This is a genomic window from Nonomuraea sp. NPDC050022, assembly GCF_044460705.1.
Taxonomy (GTDB): Bacteria; Actinomycetota; Actinomycetes; order Streptosporangiales; family Streptosporangiaceae; genus Nonomuraea.
Genome location: NZ_JBITKE010000012.1, coordinates 305,142 through 321,251 on the forward strand (window position 1 = coordinate 305,142; position 16,110 = coordinate 321,251).

The following is a 16,110-nucleotide window of genomic DNA, read 5'->3' on the forward strand; positions in this document are numbered from 1 at the left end:
CTCCATCCCACCTCAGGAGTGCCAACCTTTCGCCGCGCCCACAGCGTCTGGAGGTTATCGACTTGAGGAGAGACGTTGGATCGCGATGCCAGTTTCCAGGCGTTCGTGGACGCTCACCAACGTCCGTTGATGCGCCTGGCCTACCTGCTCACCGGAGAGGTCCACCTCGCGGAGGACCTCGTGCAGAGCGTGCTGGTCCGCATGATCGGGCGGTGGGCGAAGTTAGGCCACATCGACAACCTCGACGCGTACGCGCGCAAGACCATGGTGAACCAGTACATCTCGTGGCGGCGGCGCCGCGGCTCCGACGAGGTGCCGAGCGCGGAACCGCCCGACCGCGCCTACTCGCCCGAGGACTCCGCCGTCCTGCGGATCGTCCTGCGCCAGGCACTCATGCGGCTGACGCCCAAGCAGCGCGCGGTACTCGTCCTGCGCTTCTACGAGGATCGGACCGAACGTGACGTCGCCGACCTGCTGGGCTGCTCCGTCGGCACCGTGAAGAGCCAGGCGCACCACGCTCTGGCCCGCCTGCGCGCGCTGGCACCCGAGCTGGCGCCGAGACTGCCCGTTCTGGACGACCACAGTGCGGAGGCACGCCGATGACCTGGCTCGGAGAGCAACTCGGCCGCATCGCGGACGACATGCCGGACCGTAATCTGGCCGCCAGGGCGATCGAGATCCATCAGCGCAGGCGGCGCAACTTCATGGCGCTCACCGCCGCCGTGGTGGTCGTGGCCACCGTGCTCGCCGCCACCGTCGCGGTACGGGCACTGCCCGCGGAGCCGCGGGCCGCCGCTCCCCCGCCCGAGCAGTCCATCATCAGGGTCGGCGTGACGACGACCGTGGAGTCGGTGCCCGTGGTCGTGGCTCTCAACAAGGGCTATTTCAAGGAGGAAGGGCTGACGGTGAAGCCGAGGACCATCTCCGCCGCGGAGGCCGCGTTCTCCCTGTTCGAAAGCGGCGCGCTGGATCTGGCGCAGACCGACTACGCCACAGTCTTCCTTGCGAACGAGGTGGGCAAGAAGTTCAAGATCGTCTCCAGCCTCTACCAGGCCGCACCAGGAAGCTTCGCGGTCGTCGTGAACCCCAAGTCCAAGATCAAGGCGGTGACCGACCTCAAACGCAAGAGGATCGCGGTCTCGAGCCTCGCGGGGCTCGGGAAGTTGGCCCTGACCGCCGTGCTGAAGCGGGCCGGACTGACCATGAACGACGTCGTGCTGACCGTGGTGCCCGCCCGCGACATGCTCGCCGAGGTGGCCAGGGGACGGGTTGACGCTCTCCTGATGACCGAACCGTTCATCACTGCAAGCCTCCAGATCAGCCACTCTCGGATTGTGGCTGACGCGATGACTCAGGAGTTCGCGAACCTGTACACCGCAGGCATGATGGCCGGCGACGAGTGGATTCGCGAACACCCTCGCACGCTGGCGGCCTTTCAGCGCGCGCTGGCCAAGGCGCAGCGCCTGATCGCGAGCGACCCCCAGCAGGCGCGCGACGCCCTGGACGATTTCTCCAGGCTCCCCCCGAATTTGGCGGCAGGCGTTACGTTCGGCTCCTATCCCGCCCGGCTGGACCTGACAGAACTCCAGCGGGTCGCCGATCTGGCCCGCGCCTACAAGTTGATCAAACACCCGGTAGACGTCAGGAACACCGTCGTGAAGGGCGGCTGAGCCCGGCTGGGTGCCGGGCTCAGGCGGCGTCGGCTTTCGACTCTCGGCGCCCGGCTCCCGCCCGGCTCCCCCCCGGCTCCCGGCGCTCGGCGCTCGGCCTCCGCCCGCCTTCCGGCTTCCGGCTGCTACGGCGCCGGGAACAGCTCCGGCAGGGCCGTACTGGCGATCGGGCGGAGCCGCTCGGCGTGCTCTTCCTCCACCGACCGGTACGGCCAGCGGACCCGGGTGCCGATGTCCGCCCAGCCACCGACGTGGGCGAGGAACTTGTCGAGCGCCGGATTGGCGTACCCGGCGGAGGCCAGCGGCTGGACGTGCTCGGCGAAGAACAGCCCGATCCGGCGCTCCACATCGCGCGCCGCCGCCTGGTCGGTGCGCATGAGATGCTGCCAGGCCATAGCGCCGGTCGGGCTGAACGCGGCGATGTTGGAGTAGGACCCCGCCGCACCCAGTTCCGTACCGGTGGCAAGGGTGTGCCCCGCCACGAACATCGGCAGATCGGCCGCCTCCTCCCCCATCTCGCGATACCAACCCGCATCGCCCCCCGCGACCTTCACCCCCACCAGCGCGGGAACCCGTGCGGCCAGCATGCCGAAGTCGGCGGGCGTGAGGCGGGTCTTGGCGTGCGGCGGGTTGTACAGGACCAGCGGCACGGGGTCGGCGACTTCGGCGACCTGCTCAAGGAAGGCCACCACCTCGTCCAACGACGGCGGCGCCCAGTCCGGCAAGATCACCTGAATGGCCCCGGGGTGGAACTCACGGGCGAGCTCCACCCGCTGCAGGCAGGTGGTGGCGCTCATGTGACTGGCGCCTATCTGGTACGGCAGACCGGCGCAACGCTCCGCGAGCAGCTCGTTGACCTGCTGGTATTCCTCATCGGTTATGGCGTGGAACTCCCCCGCCGTGCCGTGGGCGTACACACCGTCCAGGCCCGCCACCGCCAGCCGGTCCAGCTCGTCGGCCAGCCGGGCGAAGTCGATGGAGTCGTCGGGGCGGAGCGGCAGTAGGACAGTGCCCCACGTACCACCGAGGGTCTTTCGCGTAAGAAGTGTCGTCATAGGCCGAAATATCATCAGACACCGGTGCGTCATGGGTAGACGCGGCGGCTCGGCGGCGCTGTTCGCGTGACTCAGGACCGCCTAACGCGGCCCTGAGCCCTCAGCGAGTGACCCGCAGCGCCCATTCAACCGAGTCGGGCGCCTGAACGCGGACCGTCAGTCCTGTCTTGGAGTTGAGATTGAGCTGATTCAGGGTCGGAGTGAGCGTTCCCTTCAGGCAGGTGAATGGCAAATTCACCGCAGGCGCCAAGATGATCTCTGCCCTTCCCGCCCCTTGGCAGTCGAACATCACCCATAGGTGACCCTTGCCGGGAACAGCGCCGATGATGTGAGAACCCTTGGTCGGTCCTGCGGTGAGCAGGGACTTGGTTCCCGCGTCCATGCCCGGCAGCCGCAGAGGACCGGGCCTGTTAGGCGGAGGCGTGGTCGCTTCGGCCTGGGACGAGTTGCCCGGCGAGACGGCACCTTGTTGCGAGGATCGTGCCGCCGGAGGCGCGGACGTGCAGGACACAACCGCACAGACCAGAATCAGAGACGCGATGGCGGGCGCCACCTTCCGGATACTCATGTCCACCTCAATGTTGTGTGACGTACCAGCCGACCTTCCAGGGAGTCCACGCCTTCACCGCGATGGCCGCGCGTAAGACGCTTTCCTCCAGGATCACAGCGAACCGGCGGTCACCCTCGTGGATCACGCGCTGCTTATCGAGGCGTACCTGAACGGCCTCCTCCACATCGTTGGGGAGGCCACGCCGCAGCATCAGCGCGGTGAGCACGGACGCGATGTACGGGCCGATCTGTCGCGGGGATCAGCTTGGAGGATTGACGTGCTCCTCCACATAAATAGATGTGGAGGGTTCCTGTGCTGCTTATGCAGCAGCTCGCAGCGCGGGTGCGGGCGAGTCCGTGGGACAGGATGCTTGACGCTTCACCGGCCCCGCTATCGCGGAGTCTCCACGTCCTGTGACCGCCCATCCGGCGGCAGAGTTGTACCGATGAAGCAGGTTTCGGGCGGCGTTGGTATCGGCGTTGCCGATCCATCCGCACGCCAGGTTCTTGCACACGAACCGCGACTGCGTCTCGCGCGATCCTCTTGTGATGGCGTGACAGCGGTGGCACTGTTGGCTGGTGCCGCGCGGGTCGACCGTGGCGACCAGGCCGCCACGGTCGGCGGCCTTGTAGGTCAGCAACTCCACCGTCCGGCCCCACGCCTGACCCGCGATCGAGCGGTTCAGGCCCCGCTTCTGAGCGACGCCCCGCCCCGGCTGCTGCACGGTCCCGGACGCCGAGGCCATCATGGTGGCGATGGTCAGGTCTTCGACCACGATCGCGCTGAACGCCGTGCGAGGTCGGTCGTGTTCTGATGCTGCCAGTCGACGGCTCGGCGCTTGGCTGTCGCGCCCAGGACCGGCCCGACCGCGTGCTGCCGATTCCCCGCTGAGACAGCGCGCGCCGGCCCAGACCAGTCGTTTCCCAGCGGGCGCCGACCCAGACCGGTCGTCAGCCCACTCCGACCGCCGACAGGGTGGATCCGGTGCGCGACTTGGAGACCCTGAGCTGGGCCGGGATCCTCGAACGCAGCTCGGCGACGTGGCTGATGATGCCGACCGCCCGCCCTCCGTCGCGCAGCCCGTCGAGGATGTCGAGCACGCCGTCGAGCGTGTCCTCGTCGAGCGTGCCGAAGCCCTCGTCCACGAACAGCGTGCCGATCTCGGCACCACCCGCTTCGGCGGTCACCACGTCGGCCAGGCCGAGCGCGAGGGCCAGCGAGGTGATGAAGCTCTCCCCACCCGACAGCGTGGCCGGGTCGCGGTCGACGCCCGTCCACCCGTCGGCCACGCGCAGCCCCAGCCCGCCGCCCGAACGCCCTCTGGCTCCGGCCGTCTTCCGCAGGTCGTGCCGCAGCAGGTAGCGCCCTCCCGACATGTGGTCGAGGCGCTCGTTGGCGGCGTCCACCACCTGCCGGAGCCGTTCGCCGAGCACGAACGACGACAGGCTCATGTTCCACTGGTTGTCACTCGACGTACCACTGGCCAGCGCCGCCAGCCGCTCGGCCAGCCGGTGCCGGTCGGCGGCGGGCTGCCACCGCTCGATGCACGCGGCCAGCTCCGCGCCCAGCTCGGCCACCCGCTCCTCCCGCTGCGCGGCCCGGTCCCTGGCCGACGCCAGTGCCGTGTGCGCCTGCTCGGCCTCGTCGCGCGCCGCCTCGGCGGCGGCCAGATCGGGTACGTCCTGCCGCGCGGCGGCCACCAGCTCGGGATCGGCCAGCGTACTGGTCACGGCCGCGTGCTGCGCGTCGAGCCGCCGCAGCAGCTCGGCCTTGCCGTCCCGCTCGTACTCGCTCCTGGCGGCGGCTTCCACGTCGGCCACGTCGCCGAATCCCGCCTCCAGAGCCGCCCGTCGGGCCGCCTCCACCGCGCTGGCCCGCTCAGCCTCGGTGGCGACGGCGGCCTGCGTGGCTTCCAGGGCCTCCCGTAGTAGTTCGGCCTCGTCGTTCAGCCTGGACAGGCGGGCGGTGAGCGTGGGATCGTCGCCGCGCGCGCTGTCGAGCCGCGCGGTGAGCCGCCCCGCGTCACCGCTGAGCTCCTCTTGCCTGGTACGGCAGGCGGCCAGGCGGGCGGTGACCCGGCGCGCCCGCTCTTCCAGCGCCACCCGCTCCTGGCTGAGCCCGGCGGCCTCCCGCGCCAGCCCGGCCTCCCGCCGGGCCGACTCCCGAAGCCGCTTCACTTCTGTCTCGGCCACCGCCAGCACGGAGGGCGCCAGCTCGGGACCGATCGTCGCTCCATCGGCCTCTGCTGGAGCCGCTCCCTCGGATGCCGCGGCCCGATCAGTCTGAGCGAGCGGCCGCACGTCGGCTCCGGCCCCGTCCTCAGCCTCAGCCCAGACGTGCGCCTCGGGATCGGTCTGAACGGACTGAGCCTCGGGATCGGTCGGCACGGACTGAGCGGACCGTGTATGGCGGCGGGCGTCGAGGTGCCCGGTGTCGGTGCTGAAACGGCGGGTGTTGAGGCCCGAGACGCGGGTGTGGGTGTCGAGGAGGCCGCTCTGGAGGAGGCGGGTGACGAGGCGAGCGCGTTCGGCCTGGTAGTGGGTGTGGTGGGTGCGGTGGGCCGTGAGTAGTTCGCCGAGCTCGCGGGCCTGGTCCCGGACGCGGTCGCGCTCCGTCTCGATGCGGTCCAGCTCGGCGGCCAGTGCGGGCTCGCGTTCGGCGATTGACTCCAGGCGGGTCAGCTCCTCCTGCGCCCGGAGCGCCGTGGTCTCCGCGGTGCCGTGGTCGAGGCCGCCCGCCGCCGACACCGCGTCGGCGTGGCGGGATTCCAGGGAGGCGAGTGTGCGTTCGGCCGCCTCACGTTCGGAGAGGGCCGCCTCGTGGGCTTGCTCCGCCGCCAGTTCGTCATCGGCGGACGGGGCGCTGGGGGCGGGCGAGGCCGGGTGAGGGTGGTGGGCGGAGCCGCACACGGAGCACGGGCTGCCGTCGGACAGGTCGCGTGCCAGCTCGGCGGCCATGCCGTCGATGCGTGCCTGACGTACGTCCAGCCAGTGCTCGCGCAGGCCCTGGGCTCGGTCCACAAGCGATTGATGGTCGGCGGTGGCGGACTCCAGCTCGGCGGCCAGCGTCTCGGCCCGGTGGGCGGCATCTCGTACGGCCCTGGCCGCGTCGAGTGTCGCGACGGCGGCGGGGATGACGGCCGTCTCGGCCCGTACCTCCGCGAGGCGGCCATGGACCTCGGCCAGCCGTCCGGGCAGCTCCGCGTCGGCGGCGGCCACCTCGGCCTCGCGTTGGGTGAGGCGGTCCAGCTCCACGGCCAGGCCGGCCAGCTCCCGGTCGACGGCGATCAGCTCGGTCGCCGCGGTCCGTACGGCCTCGGCCGCCGGGATCCCAGCGGCGTCCAGGCGGGCCCGCGCCAGCTTGCGTTCGGCCTCCTCGACGAGCGCGGGCAGGGCGGCGAGCCGGGTGGCGGCGGTCTCGTCCTCGGCGGCCAGCCCGGTCAGCTCCTGCTCGACGCGCTGGAGGTCACGGCGGACGACCAGCAGTCTGGCCTCCTCGGTGAGCAGCTCCGACAGGCGGGCGATCTCTGCCTGCCGGTCTCGCTCCATGGCGTGCAGCCGCTCGGGCTCGACCCAGCCGACCAGACTCCCCACCCGAACCGCCGCACCGCCGTGCCGGGACCCGCCACCGTCGTCGGACAAGTCGGACAAGTGGTGGGAGGGCTCGGCAAGCGGCCAGTCAGCGGGGTAGGCCGCAGACGCGTCGGTGGGAGCGGGAAGTCCGGTGGGGGTGGCTTTCAGGAGCGGGTAGGCGCGGGCGACGGCGTCCGTGGCCAGGGAGTGGGCCTTGGCGGCGGCTTCGGCGCGCTGACGGGCGGCTCGGATGAGCGGAAGCACGCGGTCCGCGCGGGCGGCGTCGTCGAGGATGGCCTGGAGTTCGGCGCGTTCCTCGGCTCGCTCATCGAGGGTGCGGCGCAGCGTCAGGGCCTCGGCGTGACGGCGCTGGCGGTCGGCCAGCGACGTCGCCTGCTCGAAGCGGGAACGCGCCGAACGTAGTGCGTGCCCGGCCGCCGCGTGTTGCTCGGCGGTCCGGACGACGACAGCACGGGCGGCGGCGAGCAGCGCACCGGCCCACCCCAGCGGGTCGGTGTCCGGATCAGGCGGGTCGGCGTCCGCACCGGGCACAGCGGCACCGGGCGCGTCGGCACTGGTCACGGTGACGCCGGGCATGGTGACGTCGGCGCCGGGCGCGCCGGCACCGGCCGCGGTGACGTCGGGCACGGCGACGTCGGCACCGAACGCGGCGGCATCGGCACCGGGCAGGGCGCCCGCGACCGAGAGGTCGCCCGCCGCCTCCTCCAGGCGTTGGATCGCGAAATCCACCTGCTGCCGCAGCTCCTGCTGATCCCGCCAAGCCGCCTTGCGGTGCTCGGCCAGCCAGGACTCCGTCTGGGTGAACACCTTCACGGTGAACAGCCGCTCCAGCAGCCGCCGCCGGTCATCCCCATCGGCGCGCAGGAACCTGGCGAAATCGCCCTGTGGCAGCATCGCGACCTGGCAGAACTGGTCGGCGTTCATGCCGAGCAGCCCGCCCACGAGGTCACCGGCCTCGTCGGAGCGGGTCGTCAGGCCGTGCCAGGCGGACCCGACCCGTTCCTCGACGATGACCTTGGCCTTCTCCTCGGTGAACCCGGACCCGCGCAACTTGGGCCGCTGCCACACCGGAGAACGCTGGATGCGCAGTAACCGGCCCCGCAGCGACACCTCGAGCGAGACCGAGGGCCCGACCGAGGGCGGGGCGTGGTCGCAGCGCAGCGCGCGGGCGCTGTTGCGCTGGCCCGGGACCTGGCCGTAGAGGGCGAAGCAGAGGGCGTCGAGGATCGTGGTCTTGCCCGCGCCCGTCGGCCCGTGGACGAGGAACAGGCCCGCCTCCGCCAGAGCGTCGAAGTCGACCGTCTCCGAACCGGGGAAGGACCCGAAAGCCGTGAGCGAGAGCCGGTGCGGCCGCATCTACGCCATCGTCTCCTTCACCCTGGACGCCTCGATCGCCTGTCTTAGCAGGTCTTCCTCGTCAGGTCCGGCAGGCTCGCCGCGTACTTCCCGAATGAAGTCGAGCGCCACCTCCGCCTCCGGCCGGCCGCTCAGGCGGGCGGGCTGGGAGACGGGAGCGCCGCCTGAAGGCTCGAAGGACAGCGCCAGCGTGTGGGGGAAGCGGGCGCGCAGCCGGTCCATGGCTGATTTGGGGCGGATCGGGTCGGTCAGTATGACCTGCAGCCAGTGGTCTTCCACGTCGTCATAGGCCGAGGAGGTCAGCAGGTCCTCCAGCGGACCGCGTAGGCGGCCGATCGGCCGGGGCACCGGCGCGGGCACGAAGTCAATCTCCAAAGAGTCGGCATCCGAAGAGCCGAGCGTGACCAGCCACGACCCCTTCTTCTGGTTGACCTCCGAGAAGGAGTAGGCCAAGGGGGAGCCGGAGTAGCGGACCGTCTCCGACATCCGCTGGCGGCCGTGCAGATGACCGAGCGCGACGTAGTCGACCCCCTCGAAAGCCGACAGCGGCACGTGCGCCACCCCGCCCACGCTGATGTCGCGCTCGCTGTCGCTGGCCTCTCCCCCGGTGACGAAGGCGTGGGCCAGGACCACCGAGTGGCGGTGTCGCGGGGCGTCGGCGCGGATGTGCGCCATGGCGTGGGACAGCGCGGCGGTGTGGCTGCGGTCGGGCAGCTCCCAGGGGCCGCGTACCAGCTCGGGCTCCAGGTAGGGGATGCCGTAGAAGGCGACGTCGTCCACCAGCACCGGCTCCCAGGCGCGGGACGGGTCGGTGCGCAGGTGGACCCCGGCGGCGTCGATCAGGTCGGCGCCGAACCCGAGCCGGCGCGCCGAGTCGTGGTTGCCGCTGATCAGCACGGTGCGGGCGCCGGTGCCCATCAGGCGGCGCAGCGCGTCGCCGCAGAGCGCGACCGCGTCGACCGGCGGCAGGGCGCGGTCGTAGACGTCGCCCGACACCACCACCACGTCGACCCGCTCGGCACGCACCGTCTCGATCAGGTGGTCGATGAACGCGGCCTGACCTTCGAGCAGGCTCTCGCGATGGAACGATCGCCCCAGGTGCCAGTCGGAGGTGTGCAGGATCCGCATTCGCAGGAAGCTAACAGGTCTCACCGACAAATGCGGTCCCCTGCGTCACACGTCTCAGGAGTAGGCTGAAAGATCAGCGGGCAATTCAACCCACATGGGGAGGCCGATGCGCACTGGCCGTGGCACCGTGAGCGTCGCCGCAGGTTTGGTGCTGGTGGCCCTGGCCGCGGTCGGCTACGTTCTGCCACCCGCGTTCAACCCTCCGCCACTCCAGGCCGATCACACGATGCAGGCGCTCCCGCCCCAGCCCGCGAACGAGCTGCGGCCCGTGGTCGCGGCGACTCCCGTGCACCGCGAGGAGATCTCGCTCCCGGCTGAGGGCCAGACACTGTTCGGAACGGTCCGCGCCCCCACGACGCCGGGACGGCATCCGGCGATGGTGTTCGTGTCGGGGTCGGGCAACGGTTCGCGGACGGAGTTCACGCCGCAGGCGGAGTTCCTGGCCAAGGCGGGCGTGGTGACGCTGGCCTTCGACAAGCGGACGGTCGGCTACAACTTCCGCGACCGCGACTTCGGGCTGCTCGCGGACGACGCGCTGCGCATGATCGAGTACATGCGCACGCGTCCCGACGTGGACCCCGACCGCACCGGGCTGTGGGGGGTCAGCGAGGGCGGCTGGGTGGTGCCCATCGCGGCGGCCAAGAGCCGCGACGTGGGGTTCGCGGTGCTGGTGTCCTCGCCGAACGTGTCGCCGCTCCGGCAGGTGGCCTGGGCGCTGAACGAGCAGTTGCTGCGCCTGCGCGCGCCGATCGGCGTGCGCGACCTGCTCACCAGGGCGATGGGCGGGGTGGGCTTCAACTTCCTCCGTTACGACGCGATGCCCGCGCTGCGCCAGATCAGGCAGCCGGTGCTGGCGTTCTACGGGACGATGGACCCGTCCATCCCGTTCGTGGAGTCGTCCCAGTCCTTGATCACCGCGCTCAAGGCGGCGGGCAACGACCAGTACACGATCCGCTTCATGGACAAGGCCGACCACGCCATGCGGATCAACGGCGGCCCGTTCGCGCACGGCTACCTGGAGACGCTGGCGAACTGGATCCTCGGCCTGCCCGGCACGGCGCGGCCCCAGCTGCACGTGGCGGGCACGACGCCGGTGCAGCGCTTCGAGGCCAGCGACGTCCCCGCCGCTCCGTGGTACGCGGGCGGCACGATGCTGGGGCTGACGATCTGCCTGGCCGCCGTCGGCTACGTGGCGGGCCCCGTGGCGGCGATGGTGGTACGCCTGCGCGGCCGCCGGCAGACCCCGGCCGACACCAACGCCAGGCTCTGGCCGCCGATCAGGCGGCGGCTGCGCCGGATGGCGTGGACGGGGCTGGGGCTGCTGGTCTCGGTGCTGGCGTTCATCACGGTGCTGGTGCTGTTCTCGGTGAACCAGGCCGGGGCCTGGCCGGCCGTGCTGGCCGGCTGGCTGGTGGTGCGGGTGCTGGCCGTACTGATGCTGGTGCAGGAGGTCACGGCGGTGGCGGCGGTCGTGGCGGGGCTGCGGGAGGGCATGCGACCGAGCCGCTGGCAGCACGTGGCGATCGCGGGCGTGCTCGGCGGCACGGGGCTGCTGCTGGTGGCGGCGGCCTACTACGGGTTGTTCGCGTTCCCCTGGTAGACGAAGGCGCTCAGCCACCGACCTGGTAAACGAACGTGCTCAGCCTCCGGTCTGGTAGACGAAGGCGTTCAGCCACCGGTCGATCTCGGCGAACACCTGCTTGCGCACCGGCTCGGCCGACAGCACCAGGTCGTGCATGCCGTCGGGGATGCGTACGCAGGTGACGTGCGGGCCCACGCAGGTGGCCCAGCGGGCGATGTGCCGGGGATCGAGTACGGTGTCGGCCGAGCGGGCTTCGGGGACGAAGTCGCGTACCCGCAGGCCCGTGGTCGAGGCGAGCACGAGGACCGGCACGTCCACGGCCAGCCCGGCGTGCAGCCGCCGCTGCGCCCGGCGGATGGCGGCCAGCCAGGTGGCGTGCACGGAGAAGCCGCCGAGCGGCTTGAGCTCCAGGTCGTAGTCCCATTCGCCCTGTTCGGTGCGGTGCAGGCTCTGGCCGTACGCGAAGCTGACGCCCAGCGGCAGCGCCCGGCTGGAGTACGACAGCGGCGTCTTGAGCAGGTCGGCGGCCAGGCGGAGCGGAGCGGGCACGTTCAGGTCGAAGAACGGGCTGTTGAGCACGAGCCCCTGCACCAGGCCCTGGCCGCGGACGCGGTCGGCCCACAGCGGCGCGACCAGGCCGCCGGTCGAGTGCGCGTTGATCGTCAGCTCGTCGTGGTCGCGCCTGATGACGCGTACGGCCTCGTCGATCTCCGGGAAGTACTCCGTGACGCTCCTGACCAGGCCCCTGGTCTGGTGCGGCAGTAACGACCTGCCGTACTTGCGCAGGTCGAGGGCGTAGAAGTCGATGCCGCGGCCGAGGTAGTGGTCGGCGAGGTGGTCCTGGAAGAAGTAGTCGGTGAACCCGTGAAGGTAGAGCACCGCCCTGCGGGAACCGGCTCGGCGGGAGATCAGCGTCGCTACGACGTCGCCTTCGAAGTCGGGCGGCATGGACAGAACGGTGGTGTCGTACATGCTAGACACGATAAGGATTTACCGGCCATGACGGCACACCGCCCGGCAGGTCCTCACTGATCTTCATCGGGAACTCGGCCGGCCGCTTCTCCAGGAACGCCGTCACCCCCTCCACGGTGTCCGGCGCGGACCCGAGCTCGGCCATCAGCCGGGAGTCGGCCGCGTGCGCCTCCCAGGGCGACGAGGCCGACAGCCCTGACCACATCAGTCTGCGGATCGCGGCGACCGACACGGCGGAGGTGTTGTCGGCGATCTCCCGGGCCAGCGCGTAGGCGGCGGGCAAAAGCTCCTCGGCGGGCAGTACGCGGGACACCAGCCGGCCCTCCAGCGCCTCTGAGGCGGGGAAGACACGCCCGGTGGCCACCCACTCCATGGCCTGCGCGATGCCGACGAGCCTGGGCAGGAACCAGCTCGACGCGGCCTCGGTGACGATCCCTCGGCGGGCGAAGACGAAGCCGAATTTCGCGGTGTCGGCGGCCAGCCGGACGTCCATCGGCAGCGTCATCGTGACGCCCACGCCGACGGCGGGGCCGTTGATGGCGCCGATGACCGGCTTGAGCGACCGGGCGATGCGCAGCGCGACCGTGCCGCCGCCGTCGCGCGGCGCGCCGTCGACGAGTTCGCCTTCGCCGGACTCGCGGTGGCCGAAGGTGTCGCCGCCACCAACCAGATCGGCCCCCGCGCAAAACGCCCGGCCCGCGCCGGTGACCACCACGGCGCGTACGTCGTCATCGGCGTCCGCGAGGTCGAACGCCTTTATCAACTCTCCGCGCATGGCAAAGGTGAAGGCGTTCAGCCTCTCGGGGCGCTTCAATGTGATCGTGGCGACCCGGCTGGTCACGCCGTAGTCGATCTGGGAGAAGGACATAGGCCGAATCTTATTCGGTTACTAATGTTCACTCTCCCCTAAAGACATATTTCGCATTCTGTCCGTAGGCTGCCGCCTCGATTCGGCCTACGGTGAGGTTCGCGGGGAAACGGGGATGGCGTGAAGCAGGCAAGGAAACCGGTGAGCGCCGCGGCGGTTCTCGGCTGGCTGGTGCTGGCCGCGCTCGCGCCCGGGGCGGCGCATCTGCGGGCCGGATGGCGCAAGACGGGTCTGATCCTGCTCGGCTGTTACGCGGCGGGGCTGCTCGCGCTTCTCGCCGTCAGGCTGAGCACCGACAACCTGCTGGGCGATCTGACCCAGGACAGCTGGCTGACGGGCATCACCGCCGGCGCCGTCGTGCTCGGGGTGGCGTGGTTCGCGCTGATCGTCCACTCGTTCGTCGTGCTGCGGCCCGGCAGTCTGCCGCAGGCCGGGCAGGTCCTGGCGGGCACGTTCGCGGGGCTGCTCGCCGTGCTGGTCGTGCTGCCGTTCGGGATGGTCTCGAGCTATGTCTGGACGTCCCGGAACGCGATCAACGACATCTTCGTGAACGACGGCACCCCCGAGCCGCAGGCCGAAGGGACGACGACCCGCCCCGAGGACCCGTGGGCGGGCCGTACGAGGGTGAACATCCTGCTCATCGGCGGCGACGCCGACGACAACCGGATCGGCGTACGCACCGACAGCATGAACGTGGCCACCGTCGACGTGAAGAGCGGCAACACCGTGCTGGTCAGCCTGCCACGCAACCTGGAGAACGTGCGGTTCCGTCCGGGCACGCCGATGGCCCAGCACTTCCCCAACGGGTTCCGCCTGCCGCCCGACCCGGGCGGCGGCCGCAGCGACCTGCTCAACAGCGTCTGGGAGTACGCCGACGCGCACCCCGAGATCTTCGGCGGCAAGCAGCACCAGGGCCCCAAGGTGCTGATGGACACGATCGGCTACACCCTCGGGCTCAAGGTCGACTGGTACGCCCTGGTCAACATGTGGGGGTTCGCCCGGCTGATCGACGCGATCGGCGGGGTCACGCTCACGGTCGAGCAGGACGTGGTGTTCGGCCGCTACAACGAGGGCCTGGTCAAGGCGGGCACGCGCAAGCTGAAGGGCGCCGACGCGATGTGGTACGCCCGCTCACGTACCTTCAGCGATGACTTCACCCGGATGCGCCGTCAGCGGTGCGTGATCGGCGCGTTGCTCGACCAGGCCGACCCGGCGACCGTGCTGACCAGGTTCAACCGGATCGCCGGGGCCACCAAGGAGCTGATCAGGACCGACATCCCTCGGCCGATGCTCAAGCACCTGGTGCCGCTGGCGCTGCAGGTCAAGAACGCCAGGGTGACGAGCATCCAGTTCGTGCCGCCGCTGATCAGCACCGTCTCCCCGGACTGGGCGAAGATCCGCTCCATCACCGAGAAGGCCATCCGCGATTCGGCGGGCGACCGGCCTACCGCGGCCACGGCTTCCCCGGAGTCTTCTTCGGCGCCGAAGTCCACCAGATCGCCCTCGTCCAAGAAGCAGAAGGAGAGCGACCCCACCAAGACCCTTACCGAGGGGTGCGGCTCGCTGTGACGATCCGGCCGACCGGCGCGCCGCCGCCGAGCACGGCCACGCTCTCGAACGCGGCGGCCGAGGACACCTCGCAGCCCATCTCGCGGAGCACGGACAGGGCGATGACCGTGGTGGCGCGCGGGCTGCCGTCGATGACCTTCACCGCGACCGAGTGCCCGGACTCCATCGCCACGACCAGCACGCCTTCCGCGCCGCCCTTGGCCAGGGCGCCGGGCAGGGCGCGCATGAGCTCGGTGTTCTGGTGGCCGGTCCCGCCGACGTACTCGGGGTGCTCGCGCATCGCGTCGGCCACCTGGCGCGGCGCGCTGCCGGGCGCGGCCAGCACGAGCCCCTGTACGGCCCGCGCCAGGCCGGTCAGCGACAGCCCGAACAGGGGCGCCCCGCAGCCGTCCACGGCAACGTGGGCGGCCTTCTCCCCCGCCAGGTCCTCGGTGACCGAGCGCACCCGGAGCTGCACCGGGTGCTCGGCGGCCAGGTAGGAGTCCACGTCCCAGCCGTTGGCCACGGCGGCGGCCAGCATCGCGGCGTGCTTGCCCGAGCAGTTCATCCGCTCGCGGGAGACGCCCTGGTCCTGCCTGATCAGCGCGTGCATGGTGGCCTGGTCCTCGGGCCAGGTCGCCGGGCAGCCGAGCGCCCCGAAGTCCAGCCCGTAGTCGGCCAGCAGCTCGCCGACCAGCCGTACGTGGAAGTCCTCGCCCGTGTGGCTGCCCGCCGCGATCGCCAGGCGCGGCCCGCTCAGCGCGGCGCCCGCGACCAGGCAGGCCAGCGCCTGGAACGGCTTGGCCGACGAGCGGGGCAGCACCGGCGCCTCGACCCGGCCGAGCTCGACCACGGCCCGGCCCGACGGGTCGAGGCCGACGGCGCTGCCGTAGTGGAGGCTCTCGACGAATCCGGAGCGCACGACCTCGGCGAGGAGGGCGAGTTCAGGCACGAGCGAATCTCCTTCTGATTCTGGTTCTGGGGATGGCGGGGGCCGCGCGCCGGCGGGCCTCCAGCGTACGGGCCAGTTTGGACAGCGACGCGTTGACCACCAGGTAGACCAGCGCGACGACGAGGTAGGTCTGGATGAGGTAGCCGTTGTAGGCGGCCAGGACCTTGCCGCTGTAGAGCAGTTCGGCGTAGCTGACGACGAATCCGAGCGCGGTGTCCTTGAGCAGCCCGACCGACTGGCTGACGATCGACGGCAGCACCCGGCGGGCGGCCTGCGGCAGCACGATCAGGCGCATGGTCTGGCCGTGGGTGAGGCCGACCGCCAGGCCCGCCTCGCCCTGGCCGCGCTCGATGGAGCGGATCCCGGCGCGGAAGATCTCGGCGAACGCCGCCGCGTTCGACACCGACAGCGGCACCACGAGCTTCCAGAACAGCGGCAGGTCCAGCCCGTACTTCGGCAGCGCGAACAGCACCACGTACACCAGCAGCAGCGTCGGGATGGTCCTGACCACCTCGACGTAGACGGCGGCGGGGACGCGCAGGAAACGGTGGCGCGACAGCCGGCCCAGGGCCAGCACCAGCCCGAGCGCCATCGCCAGCGCGGCCGAGACCACCGCGGCCAGCGCGGTGGTCCACAGCCCGGTCAGGAGATAGCGCCACATGGGCCAGGTGGCGTACGGCTGCCAGCGCGCGGCGTCCAGCTGCCCGTTGGCGGCGAACTGCCGGACGGCCAGCACGAGCAGCGCGAGGGCGGCGAGTACGCCGACGACGGTCGCGATCCGGATGCGCCGCCGCGCCCGGGGGCCCGGCTCGTCGAACAGAGCGGTGCTCATGGCC

The 16,110-nt window shown here is 71.0% G+C and carries 14 protein-coding genes; 4 read left to right on the forward strand and 10 right to left on the reverse strand.

Translation table 11 applies throughout. The annotated features are described in order from the left end of the window. Positions 1 to 75 precede the first annotated feature (75 nt). Positions 76 to 603 (forward strand): SigE family RNA polymerase sigma factor, encoded by a 528-nt coding sequence (locus tag ACIBO2_RS44030; protein WP_358175735.1) that lies wholly within the window; start codon positions 76 to 78, stop codon positions 601 to 603. After that, positions 600 to 1,670, forward strand: a complete 1,071-nt coding sequence (locus tag ACIBO2_RS44035; RefSeq protein WP_358556118.1) for an ABC transporter substrate-binding protein — start codon at positions 600 to 602, stop codon at positions 1,668 to 1,670. Before ACIBO2_RS44030 ends, ACIBO2_RS44035 begins: the two co-directional genes overlap by 4 nt. Before the next feature lie 125 nt (positions 1,671 to 1,795). On the opposite strand, the gene ACIBO2_RS44040 is transcribed toward ACIBO2_RS44035, so the two are convergent. The 6 genes from ACIBO2_RS44040 to ACIBO2_RS44065 all read right to left on the reverse strand — a co-directional run bounded on the left by ACIBO2_RS44040 (position 1,796) and on the right by ACIBO2_RS44065 (position 9,352). After that, complete coding sequence (locus tag ACIBO2_RS44040) at positions 1,796 to 2,725, reverse strand: dihydrodipicolinate synthase family protein (RefSeq protein WP_397304153.1); 930 nt, start codon at positions 2,723 to 2,725, stop codon at positions 1,796 to 1,798. A 100-nt stretch (positions 2,726 to 2,825) separates the two neighbouring features. Next, positions 2,826 to 3,107, reverse strand: a complete 282-nt coding sequence (locus ACIBO2_RS44045) for a hypothetical protein (RefSeq protein ID WP_397304154.1) — start codon at positions 3,105 to 3,107, stop codon at positions 2,826 to 2,828. 193 nt (positions 3,108 to 3,300) lie between these two features. Continuing rightward, positions 3,301 to 3,522, reverse strand: a complete 222-nt coding sequence (locus tag ACIBO2_RS44050) for a Scr1 family TA system antitoxin-like transcriptional regulator (RefSeq protein WP_397304168.1) — start codon at positions 3,520 to 3,522, stop codon at positions 3,301 to 3,303. A gap of 72 nt (positions 3,523 to 3,594) precedes the next feature. Then, entirely contained in the window at positions 3,595 to 4,050 is a 456-nt protein-coding gene (locus tag ACIBO2_RS44055; RefSeq protein WP_358556127.1) for a transposase, read from the reverse strand. A 175-nt stretch (positions 4,051 to 4,225) separates the two neighbouring features. Continuing rightward, entirely contained in the window at positions 4,226 to 8,224 is a 3,999-nt protein-coding gene (locus tag ACIBO2_RS44060; RefSeq protein WP_397304155.1) for an AAA family ATPase, read from the reverse strand. Further along, positions 8,225 to 9,352, reverse strand: a complete 1,128-nt coding sequence (locus ACIBO2_RS44065) for an exonuclease SbcCD subunit D (RefSeq protein ID WP_358556132.1) — start codon at positions 9,350 to 9,352, stop codon at positions 8,225 to 8,227. Positions 9,353 to 9,458: 106 nt separating this feature from the next. On the opposite strand from ACIBO2_RS44065, the gene ACIBO2_RS44070 reads away from it, so the two are divergent. Beyond that, positions 9,459 to 10,952 carry an alpha/beta hydrolase family protein gene (locus tag ACIBO2_RS44070; protein WP_397304156.1) on the forward strand — a complete coding sequence of 498 codons (1,494 nt, stop codon included), beginning with the start codon at positions 9,459 to 9,461 and terminating at the stop codon, positions 10,950 to 10,952. A gap of 39 nt (positions 10,953 to 10,991) precedes the next feature. On the opposite strand, the gene ACIBO2_RS44075 is transcribed toward ACIBO2_RS44070, so the two are convergent. After that, positions 10,992 to 11,906, reverse strand: a complete 915-nt coding sequence (locus ACIBO2_RS44075; protein WP_358556138.1) for an alpha/beta hydrolase — start codon at positions 11,904 to 11,906, stop codon at positions 10,992 to 10,994. Position 11,907: 1 nt separating this feature from the next. Continuing rightward, the gene (locus ACIBO2_RS44080; RefSeq protein WP_358556141.1) at positions 11,908 to 12,774 is read right to left on the reverse strand and encodes an enoyl-CoA hydratase-related protein; all 867 of its coding nucleotides are present in this window, start codon (positions 12,772 to 12,774) and stop codon (positions 11,908 to 11,910) included. A 141-nt stretch (positions 12,775 to 12,915) separates the two neighbouring features. Here ACIBO2_RS44080 and ACIBO2_RS44085 point away from each other — a divergent pair, with 141 nt between their 5' ends. Further along, on the forward strand, positions 12,916 to 14,343 hold the full coding sequence (locus ACIBO2_RS44085; protein ID WP_397304157.1) for an LCP family protein: 1,428 nt from the start codon (positions 12,916 to 12,918) through the stop codon (positions 14,341 to 14,343). Here ACIBO2_RS44085 and ACIBO2_RS44090 read toward each other — a convergent pair. Further along, entirely contained in the window at positions 14,318 to 15,274 is a 957-nt protein-coding gene (locus ACIBO2_RS44090; RefSeq protein ID WP_358556147.1) for an asparaginase, read from the reverse strand. The two genes, ACIBO2_RS44085 and ACIBO2_RS44090, sit on opposite strands and share 26 nt — an antisense overlap. After that, on the reverse strand, positions 15,267 to 16,106 hold the full coding sequence (locus ACIBO2_RS44095; protein ID WP_358556150.1) for an amino acid ABC transporter permease: 840 nt from the start codon (positions 16,104 to 16,106) through the stop codon (positions 15,267 to 15,269). The genes ACIBO2_RS44090 and ACIBO2_RS44095 overlap by 8 nt, the downstream gene beginning before the upstream one ends. Positions 16,107 to 16,110 lie beyond the last annotated feature (4 nt).